The sequence below is a fragment of the Acinetobacter sp. YH01007 genome, assembly GCF_013420425.1.
Taxonomy (GTDB): Bacteria; Pseudomonadota; Gammaproteobacteria; order Pseudomonadales; family Moraxellaceae; genus Acinetobacter; species Acinetobacter towneri.
The window spans coordinates 44989-71423 of the sequence record NZ_VOYC01000011.1 but is presented as its reverse complement, the minus strand read 5'-3'; the positions used below and the strand labels follow the sequence as shown (position 1 = coordinate 71423).

Here is a 26435-nt window from a genome sequence, read left to right as displayed (position 1 = left end):
TATCTCTGCTCTTAGGCCAATTCTTTGCTCATTTTTGCGCCATAACGACGCAACAATTCTAAAGTCTGTTGTTCTTCTGGCAAAGCATCCGACCACTGAATTTCATCAAAATCACAATCAAACAATAAATCACTAATTGAAGATAAAATCGTTAAACCATCTTCATCTTTGCTGTTCGGATCGACTTTTTCATCTAATAAACGCTGTACCGCAGGAACACATGCTGCAGAAGCCGCATCCCACAATGGGCCGTAAATTTCTTCGGCATCCCATAAATGCAAATTCACTTTGGCTTGAATCAATGCCTCTAAAATATCTAAATGCACTTGCAAATCTTGCTGTTTTTGCTGCTCTGTGAGTGGCTGACCTGCTTCATATGCTTCGCAGACTTTTTCCCACCATTGAAATAAACCATCTGACCAGACTGAAATCACAGGGCCTTTTTCGGCATCCATAAAGTTAGGGTCTAAACCGTCTGCCAATAGGCGTTGCACTTGGGCAAGGTCTAATTCTTCTATTGCTTGCACCAAGACTTGTTGTTGCGCAGTTAACATGCAGAGAGCTCTCTTATTCAATGTTTAATTTAGAACTATTATGCCCAATAAAGCGACATTTGTATGAGATAAATGTCAGCAAATCGTGAATTTAGTGCATTGGCTACATGCAAACACAAAAAAGCCTCGCAAAATTTGCGAGGCTCTTGGAATCTGTCTGATCCTTATTCGTCGTCGCCACCAACATCTGTATCTACAAATTCTGGGCGAGCACCACGAGGATTCTCATTTTTCTCAAACGCATGTTCTAGGCTGCGTTTTAAACGGTCAATCGCACCGTGAATGGCTGTATCAATATTATGACCACGATGATTCACAACCACTGGTTTTAAACCTGCTGGACGTGCTTCAATCATACAACGAATATCGTCATCACCGCCTTTTTCACCATTTTCATCACTAAAATGCACTGAAAAATGGGTAATACGCTCACTGTGGCGTTGGAATTCATTATTCAGTTCTTCACGAACGTAACTAATTAATCGATCACTGTTTTGAATGTTTTTATCGGTACGGATTTCAATGTTCATGATTTCATCCTCTTGCGTTCGTTATTTCTGAATCTTGTTGTGCCAAAATCTTACACATAATTTTATATATACGTTTTGGCGTGTTTATAATGTGCTGTTTTTACAGCATAAAGTACATCTTCAACTTAGTTTGGAATCACTTCCTCCTACGTGAATGATGAACACTTTTAATTCTGCAGAACCGTGTCCCTATACCTTGAATATCGGGCCTATCTGAAAAATATGCAAGCGATATTTATAGAAAAGCAGCAAAAGAATAACCCTTTTATCACCAATTTCAGCTTAGATGTTCAATAAGCGATCAATTTGGATAGCACTACGTTGTTCAATCTATTGCCAATGAGAAACTTGATGCTTTTAAGGGGCTTAGCATGGCATGCAAAAAGCTAGACATTATTTTTACCATTGGTTTTAAATCCTGCAAAAAATGCAGCGCTTTTAGAATTGGCAAAAAATACCAAGAAATGACCCGTCAATAATCGAATTTTGCTTTATTTTTGCTAAAGAATCTGTATCCTTGAAACGCTTTTATTGGGGTCTATTTTTATGAAACTTACACATATTGCTGCGCTGTGCGCAATCTCCACTGCTGCAACTTTTACGCAAGCTGCACCGATTTGGCAAGATTCTAGCCTGACTGCTCTTTATGGTGAAAACTATAAATTAGGTACAGAAGATCGTACGACTCTTACTGCTGAATATGCAGCTAAACTCAAATATTCTGATGTGTTCTTCTTCGTTGACCAACAATGGGATGGCAATGATGATGACTCAACCTATTTTGAATTAGCGCCACGTTTAAGCTTGGGTGAAACTACAGGTCAAAACTTATCTTTTGGCCCAGTGAAAGATGTTCTCATTGCAACTACTTGGGAACATAATGCTGGACACGGTGCTAATCCTGAATTCAATAACTTTTTATACGGTATTGGTTTTGCTTTAGACATTCCATATACGCAATATGCAAATGTAAATTTCTACAAAGCAGACAACGATCTCACTAAAGATGATTATCAAATGACCATCACTTATGCTGTACCATTTAAAATTGGTTCAGAAGAGTTCTTGGCTGATGCCTTCCTAGACTGGTCTACTGCAGAAGATGACCATGCCAGCGAATTAAACTGGACTTCTCAATATAAATGGAATGTGGGCAAACACATTTCACCTAAAACCAAATTATACGTGGGTATCGAACACTCTGTTTGGAACAACAAGTTTGGTATTAAAGGCGTAGATCAAAACGATGTCAGCGCATTGGTCAAATACCATTTCTAAGCTGTATTTTTCTCTGTTCAAAAAAGCAAGACTTCGGTCTTGCTTTTTTATTGGTCATTAAAATAGTTTCCAATAAATATGCTTTGCTCATAACCATGCAACCCATTTGTACTTAGCGCAAAACTCCGCTACATTGAGTTAAATTTCAAATAAAAAGCACTGTGAAGCCCACATGCAAAAAACCGATTTCATTATTCTGCTGTTTTGTGCGATTGCTGCAATTTTGCATGGCATGAGCGGTTTTGGTTTTCCTATGCTCAGTACGGCTGCGGTGGCGATGTTATATCCACTCAGTACTGCGGTTGCTTTGGTTCTGATTCCCTGTTTGCTTCTCAATATCTACATGCTGCGGGGCGATGCCACACAATCTATATTCAGCAGTTTATATGGCTACTGCAAAAAATATTGGGGTTTAATCTTCAGTGCGCTGATTGGCAGCTATTTGGGCGTCAGTTTGCTGCTCATTCTGAACGAAGGTTATTTAAAATTGGCAATGGGCGTACTGATTTTATTGTACGTGGCCGATCAATTTCGACAACGTCCTTTGCAAATTTCTGCCTCACTCAAAAATATGCTGATTTTTGGTTTGCTGGCAGGTGTGATTGGTGGTGCGACCAATGCCATGGCACCATTTCTAATGATGTATTTACTCAGCACTCAACACAGCAAAACCGATATTGTGGTGATTAGCAACTTAAACTTTATTATTTCCAAACTCATTCAATTGGCAGTTTTATATCCAGTAATTCAACAGTTTAACCACACTCAATTACAAGTTTTAGCCCTGATTTGCATCATCTCTGTGCTGATGGTGTATATCGGCAGTCTGATTCGTAAACAAATTTCCCAGACATTATTTAAGCAGATTGTATTTACATTATTGGGTTTTATGGCACTTTATGCGATTGCTCAGGGAGCATTCATCATCCAAAAATCACCTGCTTTATTGATATAAATCAGACCAATAAACATAACAAATGGAAAATTATTTAGATTTTTTTTGGCTTAAATAATTATTTACACCTATAATTAAGACCAGCTTAAAAAACAGTCTATTCAGACTGCTTCGGTCGTTTGCATCGACCAATCTTCCCTCTTTTCTTTTAATTCCTTTTGACGGAGTGAACTTCTATGGAAAATAACCATATAGAAGTGCCAGCCAATATTAAGCGAAAAGAACTGATCAAGACCTGGGTGATTGTTGCAATTGCAGCCCTGCTCTCTTTCGGTTTATACAATGTCTTGCCCTATGATGAAAATGCAAATAAGGGTCTAAGTCTGTTGCTTTTTATTGGTATTTTATGGCTCACCGAAGCTGTACACATTACCATTACCGCGCTTTTGGTGCCGGTGCTTGCCGTAATTTTGGGCATGCCTGTTGAAAATGCCAGCAAAGTGCTTGAGCCAATTAGCACCAGCAAGGCATTGGCGACTTTTGCCGATCCTGTTATTTTCCTGTTCTTTGGTGGTTTTGCTTTAGCGACTGCACTGCACATTCAGAAACTGGATCGTAAAATTGCGATGTGGATTATTTCCATGTCGGGCGGTCACTTGGGGATTTCGGTTTTATCTATTTTTATTGTCACTGCTGCGTTGTCGATGTGGATTTCCAACACAGCCACGGCGGCGATGATGTTACCGTTGGCGCTGGGTTTGTTATCACACCTCGATGCCACTAAAGAGCGTAAAACCTTCGTTTTCATTTTATTGGGGATTGCCTACTCTGCCAGTTTAGGTGGTTTGGGTACGTTGGTAGGTTCGCCACCAAACGCTATTGCAGCCAAAGCGTTAGACTATGACTTTGCTGACTGGATGAAAATTGGTTTACCAATGATGCTGATTTTGCTACCAGCAATGTTGGTCAGCTTATATTTGGTATTGCGTCCAAATTTAAATCAAAAAATTCATTTTGAAACTGAAGTAATTCCTTGGACCAAAACCCGTGTTGCAACGATGATTTTATTCGTATGTACTGCAGTGGCGTGGATTTTCGGCAAGAAACTTAGCGAAACCTTTGGTATTAGCCAACCCGATACATGGACTGCATTAACTGCTGCATGTTTAGTGGTTATGCTAGGTACTGCGTCTTGGAAGCAAGTGGCTGAAAATACCGATTGGGGCGTGTTATTACTGTTCGGTGGTGGTTTAACCCTCAGTGCGATCTTAAAAGATTCAGGCGCATCTTTGGTATTGGGTCAAACCCTTGCCAATACCTTTGGTGATACTTCGCCATTGGTAGTGATTTTTGCGGTGACCATCTTCATTATTTTCTTAACTGAATTTACCAGTAATACAGCGTCTGCTGCGTTATTGGTTCCTGTATTTGCTGCAATTGCAGACCAAATGGGTATTCCAAAAGAAATTTTAGTGGTGATTATTGGTATTGGTGCATCGTGTGCCTTTATGTTACCTGTGGCAACGCCACCAAATGCGATTGTATTTGGTACAGGTCAAATTAAACAAAGTGAAATGATGAGTGTGGGCATGGTGTTGAACGTCATGTGCGTATTTATTATTTCATTATTTGTATATTGGTTCTTTAGTTAAGGATCAATAAAAAATGGAGCACAAGATGCTCCTTTTTTTTCGCCTCAATTTTAGAATATTTTTAATCATCAAATCATTACCTAAATAAATTCGCTATACTCGAAACATAATAATTTAGACACGATGAGGAGGGTTAAATGGCTAAGTTTTTAAATACGAGCGCGACCAATTTTTTCTTAGAAGAACTGATAAAAAATGCCAAAGAAAGGTTAATTTTAATTAGCCCATATTTACGTTTAAATGACCGTATTAAAGAATTACTTGAAGATAAAGATCGACTCAAAATTGATATTCGAATCGTTTATGGAAAAAGCGATTTACATCCTGATGAAATAAAATGGATGCAAAAACTTGATTTTGTTCGGCTCAGTTTTTGTAAAAACTTACATGCTAAATGCTATCTCAATGAATCTGAATGTATGGTAATCCCCCCTAAAAATAATTGAGTTTAAAAGTAGAAAATCGAATAACCTTGATTTAAGGAGATTTTCTATGAAAACATCTAAGTATTCAGACAGCTTGATCATGAGTATCTTGAAGCAAGCTGAAGCAGGAACACCCATACCGAACTTGTGCCGCGAACATGGTATGAGCTCTGCTACATTCTACAAGTGGAAGTCCAAATATGGCGGCATGGATCTTTCAATGATGACGCGGCTTAAAGAACTTGAGGCTGAAAATGCCCGTTTAAAACGCATGTATGCTGATGAGCGGCTAAAGTCAGACATCTTGCAAGATGCACTTTTAAAAAAGTTTTAAGGCCTGTTCAGCGAAAGTCACTCACTCAACAAGGCAAAGACGTAGGTGCAGAATTTAAAACCAGTCAATATGGTGGATATTTTTTATGGCCTGAAAATATTGAATTATAAACACCAATCAAAATTACAATAAAAAGCATCCATTACTTTTTTGAAATAATGGATGCTTTTTCTAAATTAAATCAGCTTAAACCGCCAAATCGGCTAAATTACCTTTTTGCTCTAACCACACTTTACGGTCTGCAGAGCGTTTTTTAGCCAGCAATTTATCCAATAAACCCGCGGTAAAATGACTATCATCCAAATCCAATTGCACCAAACGGCGTGTATTTGGATCCATCGTGGTTTCACGTAACTGACTGGCATTCATCTCACCCAAACCTTTAAATCGGGTAATTTGCGGATTTTTGGTTTTGGCTTTTTTCAGCGTATTTTCTAGCTCATCTTCATCTAGCGCATAATGCACATCTTTACCGTCATCAATACGGAATAACGGCGGCATGGCGACGTATAAATGCCCATCTTCCACCAAACTTGGGAAATGTTTCACGAATAAAGCACACAGCAAAGTGGCAATGTGTAAACCATCTGAGTCGGCATCGGCCAAAATACAAACCTTACCATAACGCAATTCAGATAAATCATCACTGCCCGGGTCAACCCCAATCGCAATTGCAATATCGTGTACTTCCTGCGAACCCAAAACCTCGTCCGAAGATACTTCCCACGTATTTAAAATTTTTCCGCGAATTGGCATGATCGCCTGAAAGTTTTTATCACGTGCTTGTTTGGCAGAACCACCTGCGGAATCACCTTCGACAATAAACAGTTCCGATTCTTCACGGGTTTGTCCCACGCAATCTGCCAATTTACCCGGCAAGGCTGGGCCTGAAACAATTTTTTTACGTTCTACTTTTTTCGCTGCTTTTAAACGACGACCTGCTTTGGAAATTGCCATTTCTGCCAGCTGCATGGCAATGTCAGAGTTTTGGTTTAACCACAAGGCAAAGGCATCTTTGGCAATATTCTGCATAATGCTTGCCGCTTCACGGCTCGATAAACGCTCTTTGGTCTGCCCTGAAAACTGCGGTTCTTGGAACTTTAACGATAAAATGTAGTTGACCCCATCCCAAACATCTTCGGCAGATAGCTTTAAATTACGCGGCAATAAATTGCGTAATTCACAGAATTCACGTAACGCATCGGTCACACCAGAACGTAGTCCATTGACATGCGTACCGCCTTGCGCAGTCGGAATCAAGTTGACATAACTTTCTTGAATTTGCTCGCCGCCTTCTACATTCCAGCAAATTGCAAACTCTGCACTGGCACGCTCTGCCTCACCTGTCGCCACAAAAGCAGGGGCAGGTACAATCTCTCGATCTTCCAGCTCATCCATCAAATAGTCGACTAGACCATTTTCAAACTGCCAGACAATTTTTTCATCGTTAATTTCATCAATGTAATGAATTTCTAAACCTGCAGCTAGTACCGCTTTGGCTTTTAAATTGTGTTTTAAGGCTTTTAGCGCAAATTTAGGTGAATCGAAATATTTAGCTTCAGGCCAGAAATGTACCAACGTACCCGAAGCACGTTTTGGGGCTTTGCCTTCCAAGACTTCTAAAGGTGCAGCAGCTTCGCCCTGATCAAAAGCCATTTTATACAGGTTGCCCTGACGCTGTACGGTCACTTCAACCCGACTGGACAAGGCATTCACTACAGAAATACCGACCCCGTGCAAACCACCCGAAAATTGGTAGTTGTCGGTGCTGAACTTACCGCCTGCATGCAGCTTGGTCAGAATAATTTCAATCCCGCTTTGCCCGTATTCTGGGTGAATATCGACAGGCATACCACGGCCATTGTCTTCTACCGACAAAGAGCCATCTTTATAGACTTTTACGGTAATTTTATTGGCATGCCCTGCAAGTGCTTCATCCACCGCATTATCAATAACTTCTTGCGCCAAATGGTTCGGACGTGTGGTGTCGGTATACATGCCCGGGCGACGACGTACTGGATCTAAACCAGATAAAACTTCAAGAGATTGAGCGGTATATTGAGACACGTTGTACTGTTTCCTTAAGCTAGGGAATCCGATAAAAATTGCAGTAACATCGGAATTTTGTCTGCAAAATCATCCATGGCATGATTGCCGTGCGCTTCAGTCATGATCATGGCCGAAGGTGAGGCAGCACTATAATAACGCTGCGCTTCACGATAATCCAAAACTTCATCGCCTTGTTGCAATAACACCAATATTTTGTCTGCATCTTGCGCAACTGGCAACGCAATGTCTGCTAAGTCATCCAATTGCGCTGCAGTTAAGCTCCAGTTCGGATGTACCACATAGGGCAGCACATCGCCAAACAAGTCCTGAAACAATTGCCATGGTCGCATAGCAGGGTTAATCACAACAGCAGGCACATGATGCTGTGCGACCAGTTGTGTCGCATAAAAGCCGCCTAGACTGCTGCCCACCAATGCCACATTGGGCAAACGTCGAATCAATGCCGATACGTTTGCCAAAACCTCTAAAGGTGGAGCATTTAAATCGGGCAAATGCATCTGAATACCAGGGCGATGCTGCTGCACATAGGCATACAATAGCTGCCCTTTCATAGACAAAGGACTACTTTGAAAACCATGTAAATAAATTAAATTCATGCGCGACATTTCTTAGTAACACCATTCAATTTTTGGCTGATACAGCACTTATTTTGCGTTTTTAATTTAATTTTCATGGAAAAATGCAATTGTTAGACAAAAAGATGCGAACATCTTGGCAGTCATCGGTATTTTACAAGTAGTTCAAGATGAACACGATAAAATAAAAGTATCGGGTTTGGTGACAATTCATCTAAAAATTTGCAGTTCTGTAAATTCATGAAATGCCAGCAGACCCTTGAGTTTATACCGCGAACCCAAGTAAAAATAAAGCGTTCGGTATATGGGAACACAAGGGGCAACACAGTATGCCAAGTTTAACACCGCTGCATGAAACGTATTGTAGATGGGATCGTACACCTCCAAGTCAGGCCGATATCTTAGAAGGCTTGGCACAGTTGGTCAGCACGCGCCTGAATGCCGTGATGAGCGAAGTGATTCAAACCATTCAGCGTGAAGTTTTGCTCAGCGTATTTGGCATGAGCGAACAACGCTCGCAAAAGTTTCAAAAAACCGCAACTTTTCAAAAGTTGTATAAGTTTGCCTTCCACAGCTTACAACAATACGGCTATCACTTTGTTGCACCAGGTTTACGTCAAATCATTGCGCAATTTCCCAACTTACATGACAAAGCACTCACGCCAAGCCTGCATTTTTTAGTCGGTGTACTGAATGGCGTACTGGGAGATTATCTACTCGAACAGCAAAATCCGCTCGCCTTACCTATGGTGCTCTATGACCATTATGGCGAAGTCCAACAAGGCGATTTGTCTGGACGTGTGGTAATTTTTGTGCACGGTTTATGCCGCAATCACCTCGATTGGACTACACACCAATTTGGTGGTTTTGGTGAAAAATTACTGGCACAACGTGACCATAACACCATGTTATATCTGAATTACAATACAGGGCGTCGCATTTCTGCCAATGGCCGCAGTCTTGCCAATACCTTAGATGATTTAATTCAGCGTCATCCTAAAATTACCAGTATTGATTTAATTGGGCACAGCATGGGTGGCTTGGTGTCGCGCAGTGCGCTGTTTTACGGCAAGCAAAATTTGCAGCACTGGATTCACTTGGTCGAAAATCTGGTCTGTTTAGGCTCACCACATCACGGAGCAGTGTTGGAGCGTTTTGGTTTCCATTTACAGGAAAAATTAGGTCGCTTTCCCATTGTGAAAATTGTCGGGCATCTGGTCAATATTCGCAGCAACGGCATTTTAGATTTGCGCTATGGCAGTGTGCGAGATGATGACTGGGAACATAATCAGGCACGAATTGGACAGGTCGATGACAACCGCAAACCCGCACCTTTGCCGACCCATATTAATGCTTATTTCGTGGCAGGCAGCATTGAGTTTGAGAAAAAGCAGAACCTGACCCGCAAAGTCATTGGCGATTATTTAGTCAGTATAAAAAGTGCTTTGGGGGAACATCCTAACCCACGTTTTCAATTAAAACTGCCTGAATCGCACAAAGCTGTGTTCTATGGTCTGAACCACTTTCAGTTACAATATCATCCAAGTGTGGCAGAGCAATTGGTGAAATGGTTTTATCCTGCGCATGAAGAAGTACCAGAGCAGCAAATTCATGAATTTATTGGCGATTGGTCAAGTTTAGAAGGCATTGCGCTCACCTAACACAGTCCAAGCAGTTCAAAATACCCTACAACACGATGATTGGTAGATAGATTATCAACAGATACACAAAAAAAATGCGCCATCGCAATTTTATGGATGACGCATTTTTATCAATTCAGTGGGTAGGCTCCCGGAATTTATTTTTTCTTCACTTTGCCAAATGTAGTCGATGCCACAAAAGGATAGTTACGCAGCAATTGCCATAAACTAATGATCGCCAACACGCTAAAGAACAGCAATGACCACACAGGTAAAGACTGCCCTAAGAACGTCCAGTCAATCACAGCACATTCACCTGAACCCGACAGTACTTGTTGCAATACGGCTTTCATGGGTAAGGCATCTACCAAATAATCTAGCCCTGGACCGCAGCTTGGCACTTGATCGGGCGGTAAGTTTTGCAGCCAAACATGACGTGCTGCCACACCCACCGACCATAAAATTCCAATACTGCCGAACAGCGTATAAATACGCTTAACCACGTTAGATTTAGGGTTATGCACAAAGGCAATCAGTGAAACCAAGCCCAATGCAATTAGGCCCACCCGCTGAAAAACGCACAGTGGACACGGCGCTAAACCTTGCACATGCTCCAAATACAATGCAAATGTCATCCCAATGACACTGGCTAAAAATAAAACACCACTTAGCAGACGATAACTCAATTGCATGTTTAAATCCCTGAACTGTTATCTATATTGTGCGACATAGTCTGCAAAACTCAGACCTTGTGCTTGTTCAAGTTGTTGTTGTTGCTGAATAGATTGCACTGCAATTTCATCAAAATATGTTTGTGTTTCAGGACGAAGCGTATGTTGTTCATACGCATGTGCATGTTGCTGTGCCATATAACTGCCAAAGCCCCACGTACCACCATGACGAATAGTATCGGCAATCATGTGTGCCGACAGAGTTTCATCGACTTCATGCAAACGCACCATCATGCGTTCTAAAGCTTGAGAATACAGCTGCGTCGCATAACTTTGGTCGAGTAAAGCAGCCAAAGGTTGCATGGCGGTGACATACTGCTGTCCCCACGCTTCAATTGAGGTTTTAACATCGCTCTCTTGAATGTGCGCATTTGGCGCACGCCCACGATTGACCACTTCGGCCTGATTTTTTTCGATGATGCTTTGTTCCGCATCTAACAAGGCTGGGCTGTCTTGCAACAAACAATACAATGCTAAGACTTCCAAAAAGCCTGCGGTATGTTCATCTATCCCAATTGGGCTATACGGATTAACATCTACCGCGCGTAATTCGACATAACCAATACCACGATTGGCAAGTGCTTGAGATGGGGTTTCACCCTCTTGTGGCACTTGTTTTGGGCGCACTAAACTATAGTACTCATTTTCAATTTGCAGCACATGGTCATTAATTTGAATAGGCTCACCCGTGGCATCATCTAAACCTAAGCGGCTAAATGGCAAGTACGGGGTTTTTACGGCTTTTTGCAAACCATCCAAATAACCCGTTAAATCATTGTAATGAATACCAAGTTTTTTCTGCGCCGAGTTTTGATAGCCAAAGTTACCCATACGCAATGCAGTCGCATACGGTAAATACAACGTGCCTCTTAACAACGGCAGCAAATGATGTTCACGCCCCGTCATAGAACACTGACAAACCGATGGACTTGCACCGACTAAAAACATCACCAATGGTGTTAAACGAATAAAGTTACGAATTAAACCTAAATAACGATGACTACGATAATCTTGCAAACTCAGTGCTTTGAGCTGCTCATCACTTTCATGTTGTTGCAAGGCGGCAAATAAATGTTCAGGGAAGGATAAATTATAATGCACCCCTGAAATGGTCTGCATACGGCGACCATAGCGCACACCTAAACCACGGCGATACAAAGTTTTAAAGCGCCCAATATTGGAGCTGCCATATTGCGCCAGTGGAATACCGTCATCGGTTTCATCAAGCATACATGGCATCGACAGCGGCCAAAGTTTTTCACCTTCGCCTAAGTGCTGATGCACCACGCTATGAATATCTCGCAAATAATCAAGCGCGTGTTGAATGCTGCTTTGCGGTGGAGTAATGAACTCCATCAACGCTTCGGAATAGTCCGTAGTAATATGCGGATGTGTGAGTGCCGAACCCAAGGCTTGAGGATGTGCTTGCTGCGACAAGAAGCCATCGCTTTGCATACGCAGACTTTCGCGTTCAATCCCGCGCAACATCCCTTGAAGCAACGCAGCGTCTACCCATGTTGGTAGAACATCTTGCGCATTTGGTTCGGGTTGACTCATTACACTCTCGCTTAATCCAATACACTACAAATACGACATAAACCACAGGCTGATTTTGGGTCGGTGGCAATTTTCTCTATCATGCAGATGATCTGAGATGAAATTGCTACCGTTCAAGTATAACTTGATTTGGCATCAGCACATGCGCTTGGGCTGTTTTTTCTAACAAAATGATGATTTTGGGGCATGCTGACATTTTATAAAGTGGTCAACGTCAATAAATTTTAATTTGGCAATTTTTTATCACAAAGTTGCACTATAAGACATGCTAAATTTGTGATTTTATAATCAAAAGAACAGAGGTAAATAATAAAGCGTATGAATTATCAAGATTTTTTAGATTTTTGGTTTTCTCCTGCTGCAGAACCGAATTGGTTTGTCAAAAGCGCAGAATTTGATGCCCTGCTCGCAGAAAAATTTACCGATGTACTGCAACAAGCGGCACAAGGAGAATTATGGACATGGCGCGAAACACCTGCAGGTCGTTTGGCTGAAATCATTATTTTAGATCAATTATCACGTAATTTATACCGTAATGACCCGCGTGCCTTTGCCCAAGATGGAATGGCCTTGGTGTTGGCACAAGAAATGATTCACTTAAAATTGGATCAGGACTTAAACCCAACCGAACGTCGTTTTCTATATATGCCGTTTATGCACAGTGAATCCAAACGTATTCACGAAGTCGCATTAACGTTGTTTGAAAGTTTGAATGACCCCACCGTGTTGGGCTATGAACTGAAACATAAAGTGATTATTGACCGTTTTGGACGTTATCCACATCGGAATCAGGTGTTGGGACGTCCTTCGAGTACAGAAGAACTTGAGTTTTTAACCCAACCCAATAGCAGTTTCTAACTGGCGAGCTTGTCTTGGCTGGTTGATGTGTACAGGAGCTTTCACATGAAATATTCCCTACTCGGTCTTGCCCTTGCCAGCAGTTTGCTGTTTACAGGCTGTGCCACGACATCCTCTAAACCTCTCAGCTTTGAGCAGTTGGGGCAATACAGCACCACACCACTGAATGCGCAAACCTATCGGATTAGTTTTTTAGCGGGTCATAACATGAGTTTTGGCACTGCAGAAGAAATTACTTTGGTGAAAGCAGCACAAACCACGCTGCAACACGGTTTTCGCTTTTTTAAAGTTTTAGATGATCCGAGTAACCGTAGCCAGAAACCACCTAGACAAGCCGTGGTTTACCCTGCACCAAGTTACTATCCGTATAGCTATTCGCCGTATGGATATTATCATCGTCGCGCACCATTCTGGCCTGACCCATTCTATGATATGCCGCAAGTGGTGACCCTCGATCCGACTCAAGTGTCTTACACCATTCAGTGTTTTAAAGATCAAAAATCTGCACCTGAAGATGCCTTTGATGCGAGCCTAATTTTACAATCACTGGGGGCAAAATATGGTTTAAGTCCCACAGGACAACCATTACCCCCACCAACCTCTGCCCCTGCCGCGCCCTAATGAGATAAGGATGCCTGCATGAATACAGCGTCTGACCACACTTTAGCGAGCAGCTCGCAGCATAGCTCTCCGAGCCTGCAACGCAGTAAACGCTTTGCCACCATTGCTTTAGTGATTGCCGTGGTGGCATGGCTGGCATTAATGCTGACCGCAAAATTACTGCCTGAATATACGTGGTTGATTCACATTCTAATGCTGTCTGCCGAAGCAGGCGTGGTGGGTGGGCTAGCAGACTGGTATGCGATTACGGTGCTGTTTCGCAATCCTTTTGGCAAAATGCTAATTCCTAAATTCTTACGTGATCACACCGAAATTATTCCACGCAACAAAGACCGTATTGCCGAGTCGATGGGGCGTTTCGTACAGGAAAACTTTTTATCGCCCCAAGTGGTACAAAAAAGCCTGCATAGCACTGACTTATCCTTAGCCGTGGGTAAATGGTTGGCGAATCCGCAAAATAATGCGCAAGTGACCCAAGTCATTCAGCAAACTGTACCGAAAATTTTTGAATTTGTCGGGCAAGAACAAATTGGGCGCTTTATTCAAAGCAACAGTGTGCAATGGGTTCGCAATACTCAGGTCAACCACTTGGCCAGTGAAATGCTGCGTGCGGTTTTGGAAAATGACTTTCATCAGGATGTGCTGCAACGCGGTTTAGACCTTGCCCATGACTGGATGCTGAAACATCCTGAAAAAAGCCGTGAATTGACCCGTCAATTGTTTAAAGAGCTTGGCGTGTGGAAACTGGCCAAAGGTGCGAGCTGGATTGGAATTGATGTGCAGCAACGCACCATAGATTCTTTACTGCAACGGGTCGAATCTATGTTGGCAGACCCTGAACATCCTTGGCGACAAAAAATTGAAGATGCTGGGCAACAACTGATGTTACAACTGGCAGATAACAACAGCAGTGCCAGTCTACATCTAAATGACACTAAAAATGCCCTGTTAGACAGCCCACAAGTCTTGAGTTTTATCAGTGGTGCCGTGGTCATTCTCTGCAATGCGATTAAGGAAGATTTACAAAAACCTGATTCAGGAATTGCGCAAAACCTGCGTGTTGCAATTCAGCAAGTCGGTGAAAATATTATTGCCAATACCGCAGTACGTCAATTACTAAATGAAAAAATGAGTACGATTGCGGTGAACTTGTCTGATCAATATAGTGAAAAAGTGATTCGTTTTATTAGTGAGCGTATTCATGAATGGGACTCACGCGAAATGATTGGCAAAATTGAAAACGAAGTGGGTGGTGATTTACACATGATTCGAGTCAATGGTGTGGTCGTAGGTGCATTTATTGGTCTGGGATTGGGGATTATTCGGGCATTGGTGGAGTTGATTTGAGATGAAATTTTTTTGATAAGTCGATCTTGAGGTGTTCAATCAAAAATAACGCCTCGAACGATCTATTCAAGCCACATCATCACCCTTTACCCCATTTGCATTCCCCCCTGAAAACGCTACGATGTAAAACAAGCTGCTGCCACAACCAGAACCCCACTATGCTCGATATTCACGCGAAACTGCCTGCTCAAGGTCTGAGTATTTTTAGTACCATGTCTAACTTGGCACAACAACTGAATGCCTTAAATTTATCGCAGGGTTTTCCCGACTTTCCCCCACCTGCAGCATTACTGGATGCTTTAAGCCAAGCCACACACGCAGGCTTCAATCAATATCCTTCGGGCGATGGTTACTTGCCACTACGCGAACAACTGGCACAGCAATTTTTACAGCGTGATCAGCTAATGCTTGACCCGATCAGTGAAATTACCATCACCCCAGGGGCAACACTGGCTATTTTTAGCATCATGCAAACCGTGCTGCAGGCAGGCGATGAAGTCATTATTTTTGATCCAAGTTATGACAGTTATGCACCCTGTGTAAAATTGTTGGGTGCAAAAGCCGTTCATATTCCGCTGCAGGCTCCACATTTTCAGGTGGACTGGAATATGGTCAAAGATGCGATTCATGCCAAAACCCGCATGATCATCATCAACACACCACATAACCCCACAGGCACAGTATGGTCAGCGCAAGATTGGCAGCATTTAATTGATGTTACTCAGGAACATAATATTGTGGTGCTGTCCGATGAAGTCTATGAACATTTGGTCTTTGATGCGCATCAACACCGCTCTGCACTGTCTTTTCCTGAGCTTAGGGAACGCAGTTTTGTCGTGGGTTCCTTTGGTAAAACTTTTCATGTCACAGGCTGGAAAACAGGCTACTGTGCGGCTGCACCTGCCTTAATGCAGCTCTTTCGCCAAGCCTATCAATTTATTAATTTCTGCGGAGTTAGCGCTGTGCAAGTGGCTTTGGCAAATTATATGCAGCAGCACCCTGAACATATTGCAGAACTGGCAAAGTTTTATCAGGACAAACGTGATTTGTTTAATCAAGGCATTGCCAATTCACGCTTTCAATTCAGCCCTGCACAAGGCACTTATTTTCAAAATTTAGATTACAGCAATATCCGTCCCGGCTTAAATGCTGTCGATATGTGCCATTTTCTAGCCGAGCAGCACGGCATTGTCGGTATTCCTGTGTCTGCATTTTATCAAACCCCACCCGATGATTTACGTTTAATCCGTTTCTGCTTTGCTAAAAAAACCGAAACCCTGTTGCGTGCAGGTGAAATTTTATCGGCAATTTAAGCGATGAAGCTCCACTGAAATGTCACTGAGTTACTGAAAAGCTAAGGCTTTTTATGACCAAATCATGCTAGGGTGAAATTTCAAACAACCGCATATTGAAGCGCAGGATTTGGCATGGCAAGACCTCAGGCACTGGTCGATCACCCTCAGCTTTGGAAAACCTTTTTGGTGTTTCTATTGCCACTGATTGCCACCAATATTTTGCAAAATCTTTCGGGCACCATTAACACGATTTTTGTCGGGCAAATGCTCGGTGTGGAAGCCATTGCTGCGGTGTCGGTATTTTTTCCCATTATTTTTTGCCTGATGGCCTTTGTGATTGGGCTTTCGGCAGGATCGACCGTGTTGGTCGGGCAAGCGTGGGGCGCACAAAATGTCGAAAAAGTGCGTTGTATTGTCGGTTCGACTTTATTTATGACCCTAATTGGCGGCAGTTTCATTGCCTGTTTGGGGGTGATTTTTGCCGAACAAATTTTAATATTATTAGGCACAGACCCTAAAGTGATGCATCTATCCCTGCCGTATGTGCAATGGATGTTGGCAGGCAGCCCACTGCTGTTTGTTTATATTATTTATACCTCTATTTTACGTGGAGTGGGCGATAGCCTTACGCCACTCATTGCCCTGAGTTTGACTAGTTTAATGGGATTGGTGATTACCCCCATCCTGATTGCAGGTTATTTTGGCTTTCCTCGCTTGGGCATTATTGCCCCTGCAATTGCCACCATTCTGGGCTATCTGGCTGTTTTAATTTTTTTGGTGATTTACCTGAATAAAAAGAATCATCCCTTAAAAATGGATGTGCATCTACTACGTCAAATTCGGCATCAACCCAATTTAAGCAAGGTGATTTTACGCTTAGGGATTCCCACAGGCTTACAAATGGTCACTACCTCTATGGCAGGTTTGGTGATTGTCGGTTTGGTCAATCGGCATGGTGCTGAGGCCACTGCCGCCTATGGCGCAGTTAATCAGGTGTTGAACTATATTCAATTTCCTGCGCTATCTATTGCAATTGCCGCTTCAATTTTTGCTGCACAAGCCATTGGTGCAGGCAAAGCCGAATTACTGGCTAAAGTGACCCGTACAGCCTTAGGCATGAATTTGCTGATTACAGGTATTTTAGTCACCTTGGGTTATTTATTTTCTAAATATCTGATGGCGTTGTTTATTACCGATCCTGCGGTGGTGGTACTGGGTCAGCAGCTCTTATTTATTGTGTTATGGGCCATTTTATTTTTTGGTGCCAGTGCAATTTTTGCCTCCATTATGCGCGCCAGTGGCACGGTCAATGTTCCAATGATCATCAATATTTTAGCGATTGTTTTAATTGAAGTACCGTGTGCTTATTTCTTCAGTCAGTGGTGGGGTTTGCAAGGAATTTGGTATGCCTATGCCTTGGCATTTGTGAGTCTGTGCATCGGTCAAGGTGCGTATTATCAATTTGTCTGGAAGAAAAAAACCATTCAGGTTTTGGTCTGAATGGTCTGTTATATTTGTAAGTTAGATTAACCGCGTTTCTTGCCCAACTTAGTCGCCCATGCGGTAACTTTCTGATAACCCGTTGGAACAATACGCTGGATTAAATCCAAAGTTTTGGCATCATTACCAATCAATAAACGGCGCTTGTCTTTTTGTACCGCTTCTAAAATTTGGCGCGCCGCTTCTTCAGGCGGGCAACGCAATAATTTATTAAAAGCACGTGCCGATTTTTCAGGATTCATGCCCAAAGTGCGCATGCTGTCGTTCATTTTAGCATTGTTGGCAATATTGGTACGAATCCCGCCTGGATGCACGCTCAACGCACTCACACCACAATTTTCCAAATCCAATTCCTGACGCAAAGACTCGGTAAAACCGCGCACCGCAAATTTGGTTGCGTTATAAGCCGACTGCGTTGGCTGTGCAGTTAAACCAAATAAACTGGAAATGTTAATGATATGACCATCTCCCGTTTGTTTGATTAAAGGCAAAAATTCTTTGGTGCCATAGACCACACCCCAGAAATTAATACCAACAATCCACTCCAACTCTTCGTAACTTGCACCTTCTACGGTAGAACCCAACGCCACGCCTGCATTATTAAAAATCATATTGACCGAGCCGTGGTCTCGCACAGTTTCAGCTGCCCATTCGCGCATTTGTTCTAATTTAGAAACATCCACCTTTTTAATGGTCACGCGCACATTACTGTCTTTGAGCAAATCCACTGTTTGCGCCAAACCTTGTTCATTCACATCACTGAGCGATAAATGACAGCCTTGCTTCGCCAATAGAACAGCCAATTGCTGCCCAATACCCGAGCCTGCGCCTGTAATTGCGGCAACTTTATTTTTAAAATTTTTCATGTGGTTTCCTTGAGTATGTTGCCTGCACAGTTCAGACCTGCTTGTTTTTCTGTAGGGCTGTGCAGTTATATCGCTTTCAATATAATTTTGACAATAACTATTGTCAATATAAGTCAAAACGAATATCGCAAACAAATATGAAAACATAGGTTTAACAGATAATTATTGCTAATATAAAACCCATTAACGAATTTATTTGGCTCAAGTGAAGATGACAGAACAACTGCCCATCCACGCAGATACACAACAACAGCCCCAGAAACAACAAAAAGAACGTCAGTTTAAAGGTCTGTCTTTAACTGAACGCAAACAGGCACGTCGGGAAAAACTGATTGAAGCGGGTATTCAGGCCTATGGTACGCATGGTTTTTTTGCCGTGACTGTCAAAGATATTTGTACCGAAGCCAAACTGACCGAGCGTTACTTTTACGAATCCTTTAAAAAAAGCGAAGAACTATTTCAGACTATTTTTTTAAAACTGATTGATGAATTGCAGCAAAATGTCATGCAAGCCATTATGCAAGCATCCACCGACCCGAAAAAAATGATTGATGCAGGACTGACTGCTTTACTGACCACGCTAAAAAATAACCCGCAAATGGCACGTATTATTTATATTGATGCCATGCTGGTGCAAGAACTACATAACCAAGCCACCATTCACGAAACTATGTCGCGTTTTGACCGCATGATTCAGGCCTTTGTCATGCTGATGATGCCGCATTTAGACCGCCCCAACCGAGAAATTTCACTGGTAGCGACAGGCTTAAATGGTTATGTCACCCAAATTGCGATTCGCTGGGTGATGAGCGATTTCAAACAATCCATGGAAGATGTCTTGTCTTCTTGCCGTATTGTATTTTTATCGTTATTACAGACCTTTTCGGAAAAAGAGCAAGCTTTTGTGAAAGATTCTTCGACATTGTCATAAAATCGAAAAATATTCATAATATTTTTCAAATTCAGAGGGGTCTGCTGACATTTCATAAATGGCTTGCGCTGTAGGCTAAAACTGAGCAGATCAGGCAGGGAATAGTGGGTCTATTGCCAAGTTTCATAACGCAATCTGAGAAAGTTTTAGCTACAGTCCTTCGGAACGAGCATATTTTTTTGCCGCTATTGCGTTATGAGTCAGTCACTTAGAATAACTAAATTTCCTGCCTCATGCCTTATATCAGCTAAAAAATCTTGCGAGATATATCTCTCACGTCGCAAACATAGACGAAGTGTCAGCAGACCCTATTTACTTTGACTGAACCTGTTCAGTTTTTTCATCAAATCGACACTATTTTGTCACAAATTATTGCAAAAATAGCCCATTCAACCCTTTCTGCAATGATACTGTCATAATTAATCTTTGTAATAAGCCTGTCATAAATAAAACGGTCCACCGTTAACATCTATAGGATATTGCGTTGTGAAAGATGACTACATTTTAATCGTCGATGACGAACTTCCAATTCGGGAGATGATCCATACCTCTTTAGATATGGCAGGCTTTCAGTGCTTACAAGCAGAAGATGCAAAACAAGCTCATCAGATGATTGTCGATCAACGTCCAGCGCTTATCTTGCTTGATTGGATGATGCCAGGCGGTGTCAGCGGTGTAGACTTGTGCCGTCGCCTAAAACGCGATGACAACCTTGCTGAAATTCCTGTGATTATGCTCACTGCACGTGGCGAAGAAGATCACAAAGTTCAAGGTTTAGATGCTGGCGCGGACGACTACATGACTAAGCCGTTCTCGACCCGTGAACTGGTGTCACGTATTAAAGCGGTCTTACGTCGTGCCAATGCCTTAAGCGGTGAAAAAACTATTGATGCCAACGGTTTAATTTTGGACCCAGTCAGCCAGCGTGTCAGTTTTGGTGACAATATTTTAGAAATGGGCCCAACCGAATATCGTCTATTGGCGTTCTTTATGACGCACCCAGAGCGCGCTTACACCCGAGCGCAATTGCTTGACCAAGTCTGGGGCGGCAATGTATATATTGAAGACCGAACTATTGATGTGCATATTCGTCGTTTACGTAAAGTTTTAGAACCGTATGGCGTAGACCGTTTTGTACAAACGGTACGTGGTACAGGCTATCGCTTCTCGACACGTGCGGATGTTGCTTTAGGCTAAAATTATTTTATGTACGAACCTTACCCAGTCCCTGAACTCGCCCGTGACCTAAAACAAGTTCGTTACAGCAGTTTATGGACTTTTGCCAAACAAGATTTTCGTTTATTGGCCTTTTTCCTAATTATTGCAAGCTTGATTGGTTTTGGGATTGGGTATTTTTGGATTTGTATTAGCCTCGCCTTTTTGCTGTTTTTTCTTCAGCAAATGCGCTCCCTCTATTTAGTTAATGATTGGATTTCCAATCGTCCTTATGATGTGCCGCCAAATCTGCATGGTATTTGGGGTGCATTACTGTTCAATGTTTATCGCTCACAACGTCAGGAACGTATCGTTCAGGCCGAAATGGTCGGGTTGATTGATCGCGCCCAGTCTTCATTGGTGGCGTTGGATGAAGCCGTGATGCTGATTGATGAAAATCATCAAATTGAATGGTGGAACCCTGCTGCTGAAAAGCTATTGGGTATTCAGCCTTTAGACCGTGGACGCAACATCCTCACTATTTTGCGCCAACCTAGTTTTATTGAATATTTTAATCATATTGATCAAGCACCTGACGGTTTAAAAATGAAATCTAGCGTGCATGAAGGGCAATATGTGCAAGTCAAAATGACTCAGTTTGGTGGCGATAGCCGTTTGTTATTTGCTTACGACATGACGCGTATGCATAACCTAGAACAAATGCGTAAAGACTTTGTCGATAATATTTCACACGAATTACGCACTCCGCTAACGGTGCTGAGTGGTTATATCGAAACCTTTACCGATCAGGAAGATATTAACCCGCGTTGGAAACGTGCTTTTGAGCAAATGCAGTCACAAACCCGACGCATGAACGCTTTGGTAAATGACCTGCTGCTGCTGTCGCGTCTGGAAAATGAAAAAACCATCGCCAAAAATCAAATTATTGAAATGCCAAGTTTAATGAATCAATTATTTGACGATGCACATGCCTATAACGTCGATTATGGACATACACTCAACTTAAATATTGACAGTCATTATGATCTGATTGGTTCAGATGTAGAATTGGCCAGCGCCTTTAGCAACCTAATCACCAATGCAATTAAATACACCCCAAAAGGCGGGACGATTACCATTGGCTGGCATGATAATGGCAATCAAGGCTATTTTACTGTAGAAGATACTGGCATCGGGATTGATCCGAAACACTTACCACGCTTAACTGAACGCTTTTATCGTGTAGACAGCGCGCGTAGCCGACAAACAGGCGGCACAGGTTTAGGTTTAGCAATTGTGAAGCACGTTTTGATGCAGCATAATGCACACTTAGAAGTCGAATCTAAAGAAAATCAAGGCTCTATATTCAAAGCTGTGTTCCCGAAAGAGCGTTTGTATTACGAGATTTAATAGGAAAACTCTCCCCTCTTATAATAGAAGGGAGAGTCTATTTAAGTTAAATATCACGTTGTTGTAATTGCAGTGTTGGTTGTGTATGAAGCGTAGTCCATTCTTCAAAGCTCATCCACTGTTCTGTCCCGACTTCTGATAAACGGACTTGTTCAACCCAATTTGGATCTTCAGCCAACATAATAATTTCTTCTATTTTTACAGGACCTTTTGGTGTCGAATCAGATAATAAATAGAAGAATTTAGTTGTACTTGGCTTCCCCATATAAACATTTGCTTTATCTACAATTCCTTGTACTTGTTCACTAGACGCAATTTTTTTGCTTGTATCTGCTGCTTTATCCAATACAACTTTAGAGGTTGAGGCTAAGGCTTTAGAACCATCTACAATATTATCTTTTGCTGATTTAAATAAAGCATTCAAACGCTCTCCATCATCCATTTTAAAATCTTTTAAAATAGTTTGTTCTGCATTTTCTATTGTTAAATCAAGATATGGTGCTTCAGAAAAACCCATCCCGTTAGCAACAAAAATCGTAGGGATAGATGAACGATGTGAGTTATAAGCTTTCACGCGAGCATTATATTCATTGCGCCATTGAGAAATTTCATGCTCACATTGCTCAATATTTGTAATTAAGCGATGGTATTGTTGGTCTGCCTTTAAATCAGGGTATCTCTCAGCCATACCCTGTAAGTTCGTTAACATCATATTACTATCTTGATAACTAGAATAGATAGCATTCATTCCTGTTTCTTTAACTACTGTTAAATGTGTCAATTGCTCACTTTCTTGATAACCTCGAACAACATCCATAAGCTGATTAATTAAATTAACTTTTTTACTAATTGAGACAGAAATATTGGATAAAGACTCTTTAATATCATGCGCCTTACGCTGCAGCGAATTATAAGAAGTAAGAACCAAATAAATAATCGCTGCAATTAAGGCAAGTAAAATCCATAACCACATAAATAAAACCCTCACTTTATAATGCATCTGCCTACAAAATAGGCAGATATTTAATATTGAGGGATAATTGTAACGTTATAAATTGAAAATTAAAGTAAAAAGCCTAACTTTTTCCCCATTTCCACCACAGAGTTGGCTTTGAATTCGGCATCCCACTGCATTTTATTTTCTTCAAACAAAACAATCGCGGTTGAACCCAAATAAAAACGTCCTAATTCTGCACCTTTTTCAAGGAATAATTGGTGTTGATTCAGTTCCAAACGCCCCGATGGTTTGACCTTGCCTGTCGCCACGGTTTCAATGCCCGCTACAATCATGGCACCCACTAAAACAACTGCCATACGCCCCAGTTCGGTATCAAACAAACACACCATGCGCTCATTGCGGGCAAATAAACCCGGAATATTTTCGGCTGTGGTTTGATTGACAGAAAACAACTCACCTGGCACATATAAAGTTTCGGTGAGTGTGCCTGCAAAAGGCATGTGTACACGGTGATAATCGCGCGGAGATAAATACACGGTTGCAAATTGACCATTTTTAAATGGTTCAGCCAATTGCGGGTCGGCAATTAAGTTTTCAACAGTAAATTGCTGACCTTTGGCCTGAAAAATTGCCCCATCTTCAATTTTACCCAACTGTGAAATCGCCCCATCTGCAGGCGATACAATGCTGTTCGGATTGCTGTCAATTTCCCGCACACCCTGCTTTAAAGAACGGGTAAAAAATTCATTAAAAGATTTATATTTCAAGGCATTGCTTTGTTCTGCCAAAGACATATCAATGCCGTATTGCGCCTTGAATGCAGTGATCACCGCATTTTTGAGCACAGGATGCTCACTGGCTGCAAGTTTACCCACAACACGTGATAATTGATGTTGTGGCACAACGCGTTGTGCCTGAATGAAAATTTGTTTTTTTAAACGTGATGTGAGGCTCAAGACGGCAACTCTCCAGTAATAACAGGACTGTCAGGGCGGTTGCCCCATTCACTCCACGCACCATCATAGGCCTGAATTTTCCAACCCAATAAACGCCCTAAAATGTAGGCCAAACCTGAACGGTGATGTGACTGACAATACACCACTACAGGTTCGTTTAAATTGAATCCGAGTTGTTCCAGACGCTGTCGTGTGCGTTCTAAGGGATGCAATTTTAAATGATTTTCACGATTAAGGGCAGTACTCCATTCAAAATGCAATGCCCCAGGAATGTGACCACCGCGTCGTGCAGCCAAACGCAGCCCTGTATATTCATCTATGGTGCGGCAATCCCAAAGTTGCACCGACTGGTTTTGGCACTTTTCTAATAGCTCATCATATTGAATTCTATACTGATTTTGCTCGGCAACAGGAACAAGCATGCTGACGGGTGTTAGCGGTTCAACCTCAGAAGTAGTTGGAAAACCTGCTGCCAACCATGCGTGAATCCCACCATTTAGTAAACTGGTATTTTCAAAGCCTAAACAGTGTAAATTCCAAATCAGACGCCCTGCCCATGCGCCACCTTCATCGTCATAGGCGACCACATGATGCTCAGGGGAAATACTCAAATACTGAATCAAGTCTTGTAAAGCCTCGGGTTCAGGCAATAAACCCGATGTATCTTCATCCTGACGTAGCAACATGCTCGGTTTGACCTGTAAAGCATGCGGAAGATGCAATTGCTCGTACACCGAATTGCGGCTCAAATCGACAATGCGCAATTTTTCATGCCCTAAAAAGGGAACTAAATCTTCTGCTTCAATCAGCAGTCCAAAATTGAATGGAGAAGTGCTCATTTTTATGCGGTTCAGTCTGTTTGGCAATCAACTTTAACTTAGTATAGGTCATTTTTGATAGCATGCTGTTTTTTTCATAACTTTCGCAGAATTTTAACAATCACATGCTTTAATCTAGAAAAAAACCGAAGATTTTCTTCGGTTTTTTCAATGTGCTCAGGTTTTAAACAGGCGTTTGTATTTCAAAAACTTGGCGTAAATATGCCAAGAAGGTGTCATTATCGGTCATGGTTTTACCCGGACTATCGGACAATTTCGCCACCGACTGACCATTACATTCCACCAATTTCAACACAATATTTAGCGCAGTTTGCCCCATATCATTGGTTAAGTTGGTACCAATCCCAAAACTAACCTGAAAACGGTCTTTAAAATACTGATGCAAGGCCCATGCTTTTTCGACATTTAAGCCATCACTGAAGGTCAGCATTTTAGTTTTACTGTCAATTTTTAGCTTTTTATAATGTGCATAAGCTTTATCGCCCCACACATACGGGTCGCCACTGTCATGTCGCAAGCCATCAAATAACTTGGCAAAATACAAATCAAAGTCACGCAGGAAAGCATCCATCCCGACCACATCAGTCAAGGCAATGCCTAAATCACCCCGATATTCTTGCACCCAAGTTTCTAGTGCGGCTTTTTGGAAGTCACGTAAACGTACATCTAGCGCCTGAAATGCCTGTAAAAACTCATGTGCCATTGTCCCAATTGGGGTAATGCCTAATTCTTTAGCCAACAGTACATTACTAGTACCACGAAACACTTCAGGTACAGCTTGATGAAAAGCCGCAATCACGTGCTTTTGCCATGCAAAACTATAACGGCGGCGCGTACCAAAATCTGAAACCAAAAATGGTGGATCTTCAGGCAGTTGCTGCTGTTGGTAACTTTGAATCAGGGCAATTTTTTGCTGTAAACGGCGCTCACCTTCTGCCCAAACCTCATCATTACGGATGCGCTGAAAATACAGTTCATTGACAATTGCCAGGACAAAAATCTCGAACATCATGGCCTGTACCATCGGGCCTTCTACCCGAATATCCAAACGACCTTGCGCATCAATACTGGCGTGAATAAAACGACGCTTGAGCTGAAATAATTCTAAATAATCGACAAAGTCACTTTTAATAAAGCGTAAATTACGCAAATACTGCAATTCATCTTCTTTAAATTTCAACTGACACAAATGATCAAGCTGCGCATTCAACTCAGCTAAAATATCGCTCAGTGGATACGCGGTATCTTCAAGATTACGGCAGCGGAATTGATACACACTGTGCGTTTGCGGAAATTTATGCAGCACCACCTGTAACATGGTGAATTTATATAAATCAGTATCGAGCAGAGATTGAATAATGGGGGTCATAGGGATCATCATTTCGCGGTACTTCTTGCATTAAAGCATACTTTATTCAGCAAAAAAGGGCTTTTATCGACAATCTTGTTACAACTTTG

At 41.9% G+C, this 26435-nt stretch carries 23 protein-coding genes and 2 pseudogenes; 14 read left to right on the top strand and 11 right to left on the bottom strand.

The genetic code is table 11. The annotated features are described in order from the left end of the window. Window positions 1–11: 11 nt before the first annotated feature. Both FTT74_RS06895 and FTT74_RS06890 read right to left on the bottom strand, forming a co-directional pair. Window positions 12–554 (bottom strand): ankyrin repeat domain-containing protein, encoded by a 543-nt coding sequence (locus FTT74_RS06895; protein WP_136144366.1) that lies wholly within the window; start codon window positions 552–554, stop codon window positions 12–14. A 164-nt stretch (window positions 555–718) separates the two neighbouring features. After that, a complete protein-coding gene (locus FTT74_RS06890) occupies window positions 719–1084 on the bottom strand; it encodes an HPF/RaiA family ribosome-associated protein (RefSeq protein ID WP_004974190.1) in 366 nt (121 codons plus the stop codon). A gap of 546 nt (window positions 1085–1630) precedes the next feature. On the opposite strand from FTT74_RS06890, the gene FTT74_RS06885 reads away from it, so the two are divergent. The 5 genes and pseudogenes from FTT74_RS06885 to FTT74_RS06865 all read left to right on the top strand — a co-directional run. Beyond that, a complete protein-coding gene (locus FTT74_RS06885; protein WP_179988758.1) occupies window positions 1631–2362 on the top strand; it encodes an outer membrane protein OmpK in 732 nt (243 codons plus the stop codon). A 172-nt stretch (window positions 2363–2534) separates the two neighbouring features. Further along, window positions 2535–3317 carry a sulfite exporter TauE/SafE family protein gene (locus tag FTT74_RS06880; protein ID WP_179988759.1) on the top strand — a complete coding sequence of 261 codons (783 nt, stop codon included), beginning with the start codon at window positions 2535–2537 and terminating at the stop codon, window positions 3315–3317. 176 nt (window positions 3318–3493) lie between these two features. After that, window positions 3494–4909 (top strand): DASS family sodium-coupled anion symporter, encoded by a 1416-nt coding sequence (locus FTT74_RS06875; protein WP_004974185.1) that lies wholly within the window; start codon window positions 3494–3496, stop codon window positions 4907–4909. 137 nt (window positions 4910–5046) lie between these two features. After that, a pseudogene (locus FTT74_RS06870) lies at window positions 5047–5339 on the top strand (phospholipase D family protein); the annotation flags it as partial. Window positions 5340–5401: 62 nt separating this feature from the next. Continuing rightward, window positions 5402–5733 (top strand): annotated as a pseudogene (locus FTT74_RS06865) (transposase); the annotation flags it as partial. A gap of 121 nt (window positions 5734–5854) precedes the next feature. Here FTT74_RS06865 and parE read toward each other — a convergent pair. Both parE and FTT74_RS06855 read right to left on the bottom strand, forming a co-directional pair. Continuing rightward, window positions 5855–7735 (bottom strand): DNA topoisomerase IV subunit B, encoded by a 1881-nt coding sequence (gene parE / locus FTT74_RS06860; protein WP_004974183.1) that lies wholly within the window; start codon window positions 7733–7735, stop codon window positions 5855–5857. Window positions 7736–7749: 14 nt separating this feature from the next. Then, a complete protein-coding gene (locus FTT74_RS06855; protein ID WP_179988760.1) occupies window positions 7750–8334 on the bottom strand; it encodes a YqiA/YcfP family alpha/beta fold hydrolase in 585 nt (194 codons plus the stop codon). A 308-nt stretch (window positions 8335–8642) separates the two neighbouring features. Here FTT74_RS06855 and FTT74_RS06850 point away from each other — a divergent pair, with 308 nt between their 5' ends. Beyond that, on the top strand, window positions 8643–9974 hold the full coding sequence (locus tag FTT74_RS06850; RefSeq protein ID WP_178318907.1) for an alpha/beta fold hydrolase: 1332 nt from the start codon (window positions 8643–8645) through the stop codon (window positions 9972–9974). Window positions 9975–10111: 137 nt separating this feature from the next. Here the strand turns inward: FTT74_RS06850 and FTT74_RS06845 are convergent, their stop codons facing one another. Then, on the bottom strand, window positions 10112–10645 hold the full coding sequence (locus tag FTT74_RS06845) for a disulfide bond formation protein B (protein ID WP_179988761.1): 534 nt from the start codon (window positions 10643–10645) through the stop codon (window positions 10112–10114). 18 nt (window positions 10646–10663) lie between these two features. Then, window positions 10664–12241, bottom strand: a complete 1578-nt coding sequence (gene gshA / locus FTT74_RS06840; RefSeq protein ID WP_179988762.1) for a glutamate--cysteine ligase — start codon at window positions 12239–12241, stop codon at window positions 10664–10666. Between the two features lie 318 nt (window positions 12242–12559). On the opposite strand from gshA, the gene FTT74_RS06835 reads away from it, so the two are divergent. From FTT74_RS06835 to FTT74_RS06815, 5 genes are all read left to right on the top strand, one after another. Beyond that, window positions 12560–13099: a DUF924 family protein gene (locus tag FTT74_RS06835; RefSeq protein WP_179988763.1), complete on the top strand. Its 540-nt coding sequence runs from the start codon at window positions 12560–12562 to the stop codon at window positions 13097–13099. Between the two features lie 45 nt (window positions 13100–13144). Then, window positions 13145–13720 carry a hypothetical protein gene (locus FTT74_RS06830; protein ID WP_104852739.1) on the top strand — a complete coding sequence of 192 codons (576 nt, stop codon included), beginning with the start codon at window positions 13145–13147 and terminating at the stop codon, window positions 13718–13720. 18 nt (window positions 13721–13738) lie between these two features. Continuing rightward, window positions 13739–15067, top strand: a complete 1329-nt coding sequence (locus FTT74_RS06825; protein ID WP_179988764.1) for a DUF445 domain-containing protein — start codon at window positions 13739–13741, stop codon at window positions 15065–15067. A 158-nt stretch (window positions 15068–15225) separates the two neighbouring features. Continuing rightward, window positions 15226–16380 carry a methionine aminotransferase gene (locus FTT74_RS06820; RefSeq protein ID WP_179988765.1) on the top strand — a complete coding sequence of 385 codons (1155 nt, stop codon included), beginning with the start codon at window positions 15226–15228 and terminating at the stop codon, window positions 16378–16380. A 114-nt stretch (window positions 16381–16494) separates the two neighbouring features. Next, window positions 16495–17862, top strand: a complete 1368-nt coding sequence (locus tag FTT74_RS06815; protein WP_096901501.1) for an MATE family efflux transporter — start codon at window positions 16495–16497, stop codon at window positions 17860–17862. A 26-nt stretch (window positions 17863–17888) separates the two neighbouring features. On the opposite strand, the gene FTT74_RS06810 is transcribed toward FTT74_RS06815, so the two are convergent. Next, window positions 17889–18728 (bottom strand): SDR family oxidoreductase, encoded by an 840-nt coding sequence (locus tag FTT74_RS06810; protein ID WP_096901500.1) that lies wholly within the window; start codon window positions 18726–18728, stop codon window positions 17889–17891. 211 nt (window positions 18729–18939) lie between these two features. Here FTT74_RS06810 and FTT74_RS06805 point away from each other — a divergent pair, with 211 nt between their 5' ends. The 3 genes from FTT74_RS06805 to phoR all read left to right on the top strand — a co-directional run bounded on the left by FTT74_RS06805 (window position 18940) and on the right by phoR (window position 22224). Beyond that, window positions 18940–19659: a TetR/AcrR family transcriptional regulator gene (locus FTT74_RS06805; protein WP_179988766.1), complete on the top strand. Its 720-nt coding sequence runs from the start codon at window positions 18940–18942 to the stop codon at window positions 19657–19659. A gap of 486 nt (window positions 19660–20145) precedes the next feature. Next, window positions 20146–20856 carry a phosphate regulon transcriptional regulator PhoB gene (gene phoB / locus FTT74_RS06800; protein WP_004974162.1) on the top strand — a complete coding sequence of 237 codons (711 nt, stop codon included), beginning with the start codon at window positions 20146–20148 and terminating at the stop codon, window positions 20854–20856. A 9-nt stretch (window positions 20857–20865) separates the two neighbouring features. Then, window positions 20866–22224, top strand: coding sequence for a phosphate regulon sensor histidine kinase PhoR (phoR, locus tag FTT74_RS06795; protein ID WP_179988767.1), 1359 nt, complete (start codon window positions 20866–20868; stop codon window positions 22222–22224). Between the two features lie 46 nt (window positions 22225–22270). Here phoR and FTT74_RS06790 read toward each other — a convergent pair whose 3' ends face one another. The 4 genes from FTT74_RS06790 to pncB form a co-directional block, all read right to left on the bottom strand. Then, window positions 22271–23197 carry a LemA family protein gene (locus tag FTT74_RS06790; RefSeq protein ID WP_158660398.1) on the bottom strand — a complete coding sequence of 309 codons (927 nt, stop codon included), beginning with the start codon at window positions 23195–23197 and terminating at the stop codon, window positions 22271–22273. 89 nt (window positions 23198–23286) lie between these two features. Beyond that, complete coding sequence (gene asd / locus FTT74_RS06785) at window positions 23287–24138, bottom strand: archaetidylserine decarboxylase (RefSeq protein WP_104852745.1); 852 nt, start codon at window positions 24136–24138, stop codon at window positions 23287–23289. Continuing rightward, window positions 24135–24977, bottom strand: a complete 843-nt coding sequence (locus tag FTT74_RS06780) for a sulfurtransferase (RefSeq protein WP_167846417.1) — start codon at window positions 24975–24977, stop codon at window positions 24135–24137. The genes asd and FTT74_RS06780 overlap by 4 nt, the downstream gene beginning before the upstream one ends. Before the next feature lie 163 nt (window positions 24978–25140). Next, window positions 25141–26346, bottom strand: a complete 1206-nt coding sequence (gene pncB / locus FTT74_RS06775) for a nicotinate phosphoribosyltransferase (protein ID WP_131261228.1) — start codon at window positions 26344–26346, stop codon at window positions 25141–25143. Window positions 26347–26435 lie beyond the last annotated feature (89 nt).

Coding starts and splice junctions, on each gene's coding strand:
- FTT74_RS06895 (WP_136144366.1), bottom strand. CDS start 554: ATGTTAACTGCGCAACAACAAGTCTTGGTGCAAGCAATAGAAGAATTA.
- FTT74_RS06890 (WP_004974190.1), bottom strand. CDS start 1,084: ATGAACATTGAAATCCGTACCGATAAAAACATTCAAAACAGTGATCGA.
- FTT74_RS06885 (WP_179988758.1), top strand. CDS start 1,631: ATGAAACTTACACATATTGCTGCGCTGTGCGCAATCTCCACTGCTGCA.
- FTT74_RS06880 (WP_179988759.1), top strand. CDS start 2,535: ATGCAAAAAACCGATTTCATTATTCTGCTGTTTTGTGCGATTGCTGCA.
- FTT74_RS06875 (WP_004974185.1), top strand. CDS start 3,494: ATGGAAAATAACCATATAGAAGTGCCAGCCAATATTAAGCGAAAAGAA.
- FTT74_RS06855 (WP_179988760.1), bottom strand. CDS start 8,334: ATGAATTTAATTTATTTACATGGTTTTCAAAGTAGTCCTTTGTCTATG.
- FTT74_RS06850 (WP_178318907.1), top strand. CDS start 8,643: ATGCCAAGTTTAACACCGCTGCATGAAACGTATTGTAGATGGGATCGT.
- FTT74_RS06845 (WP_179988761.1), bottom strand. CDS start 10,645: ATGCAATTGAGTTATCGTCTGCTAAGTGGTGTTTTATTTTTAGCCAGT.
- gshA (WP_179988762.1), bottom strand. CDS start 12,241: ATGAGTCAACCCGAACCAAATGCGCAAGATGTTCTACCAACATGGGTA.
- FTT74_RS06835 (WP_179988763.1), top strand. CDS start 12,560: ATGAATTATCAAGATTTTTTAGATTTTTGGTTTTCTCCTGCTGCAGAA.
- FTT74_RS06830 (WP_104852739.1), top strand. CDS start 13,145: ATGAAATATTCCCTACTCGGTCTTGCCCTTGCCAGCAGTTTGCTGTTT.
- FTT74_RS06825 (WP_179988764.1), top strand. CDS start 13,739: ATGAATACAGCGTCTGACCACACTTTAGCGAGCAGCTCGCAGCATAGC.
- FTT74_RS06820 (WP_179988765.1), top strand. CDS start 15,226: ATGCTCGATATTCACGCGAAACTGCCTGCTCAAGGTCTGAGTATTTTT.
- FTT74_RS06815 (WP_096901501.1), top strand. CDS start 16,495: ATGGCAAGACCTCAGGCACTGGTCGATCACCCTCAGCTTTGGAAAACC.
- FTT74_RS06810 (WP_096901500.1), bottom strand. CDS start 18,728: ATGAAAAATTTTAAAAATAAAGTTGCCGCAATTACAGGCGCAGGCTCG.
- FTT74_RS06805 (WP_179988766.1), top strand. CDS start 18,940: ATGACAGAACAACTGCCCATCCACGCAGATACACAACAACAGCCCCAG.
- phoR (WP_179988767.1), top strand. CDS start 20,866: ATGTACGAACCTTACCCAGTCCCTGAACTCGCCCGTGACCTAAAACAA.
- FTT74_RS06790 (WP_158660398.1), bottom strand. CDS start 23,197: ATGTGGTTATGGATTTTACTTGCCTTAATTGCAGCGATTATTTATTTG.
- FTT74_RS06780 (WP_167846417.1), bottom strand. CDS start 24,977: ATGAGCACTTCTCCATTCAATTTTGGACTGCTGATTGAAGCAGAAGAT.
- pncB (WP_131261228.1), bottom strand. CDS start 26,346: ATGACCCCCATTATTCAATCTCTGCTCGATACTGATTTATATAAATTC.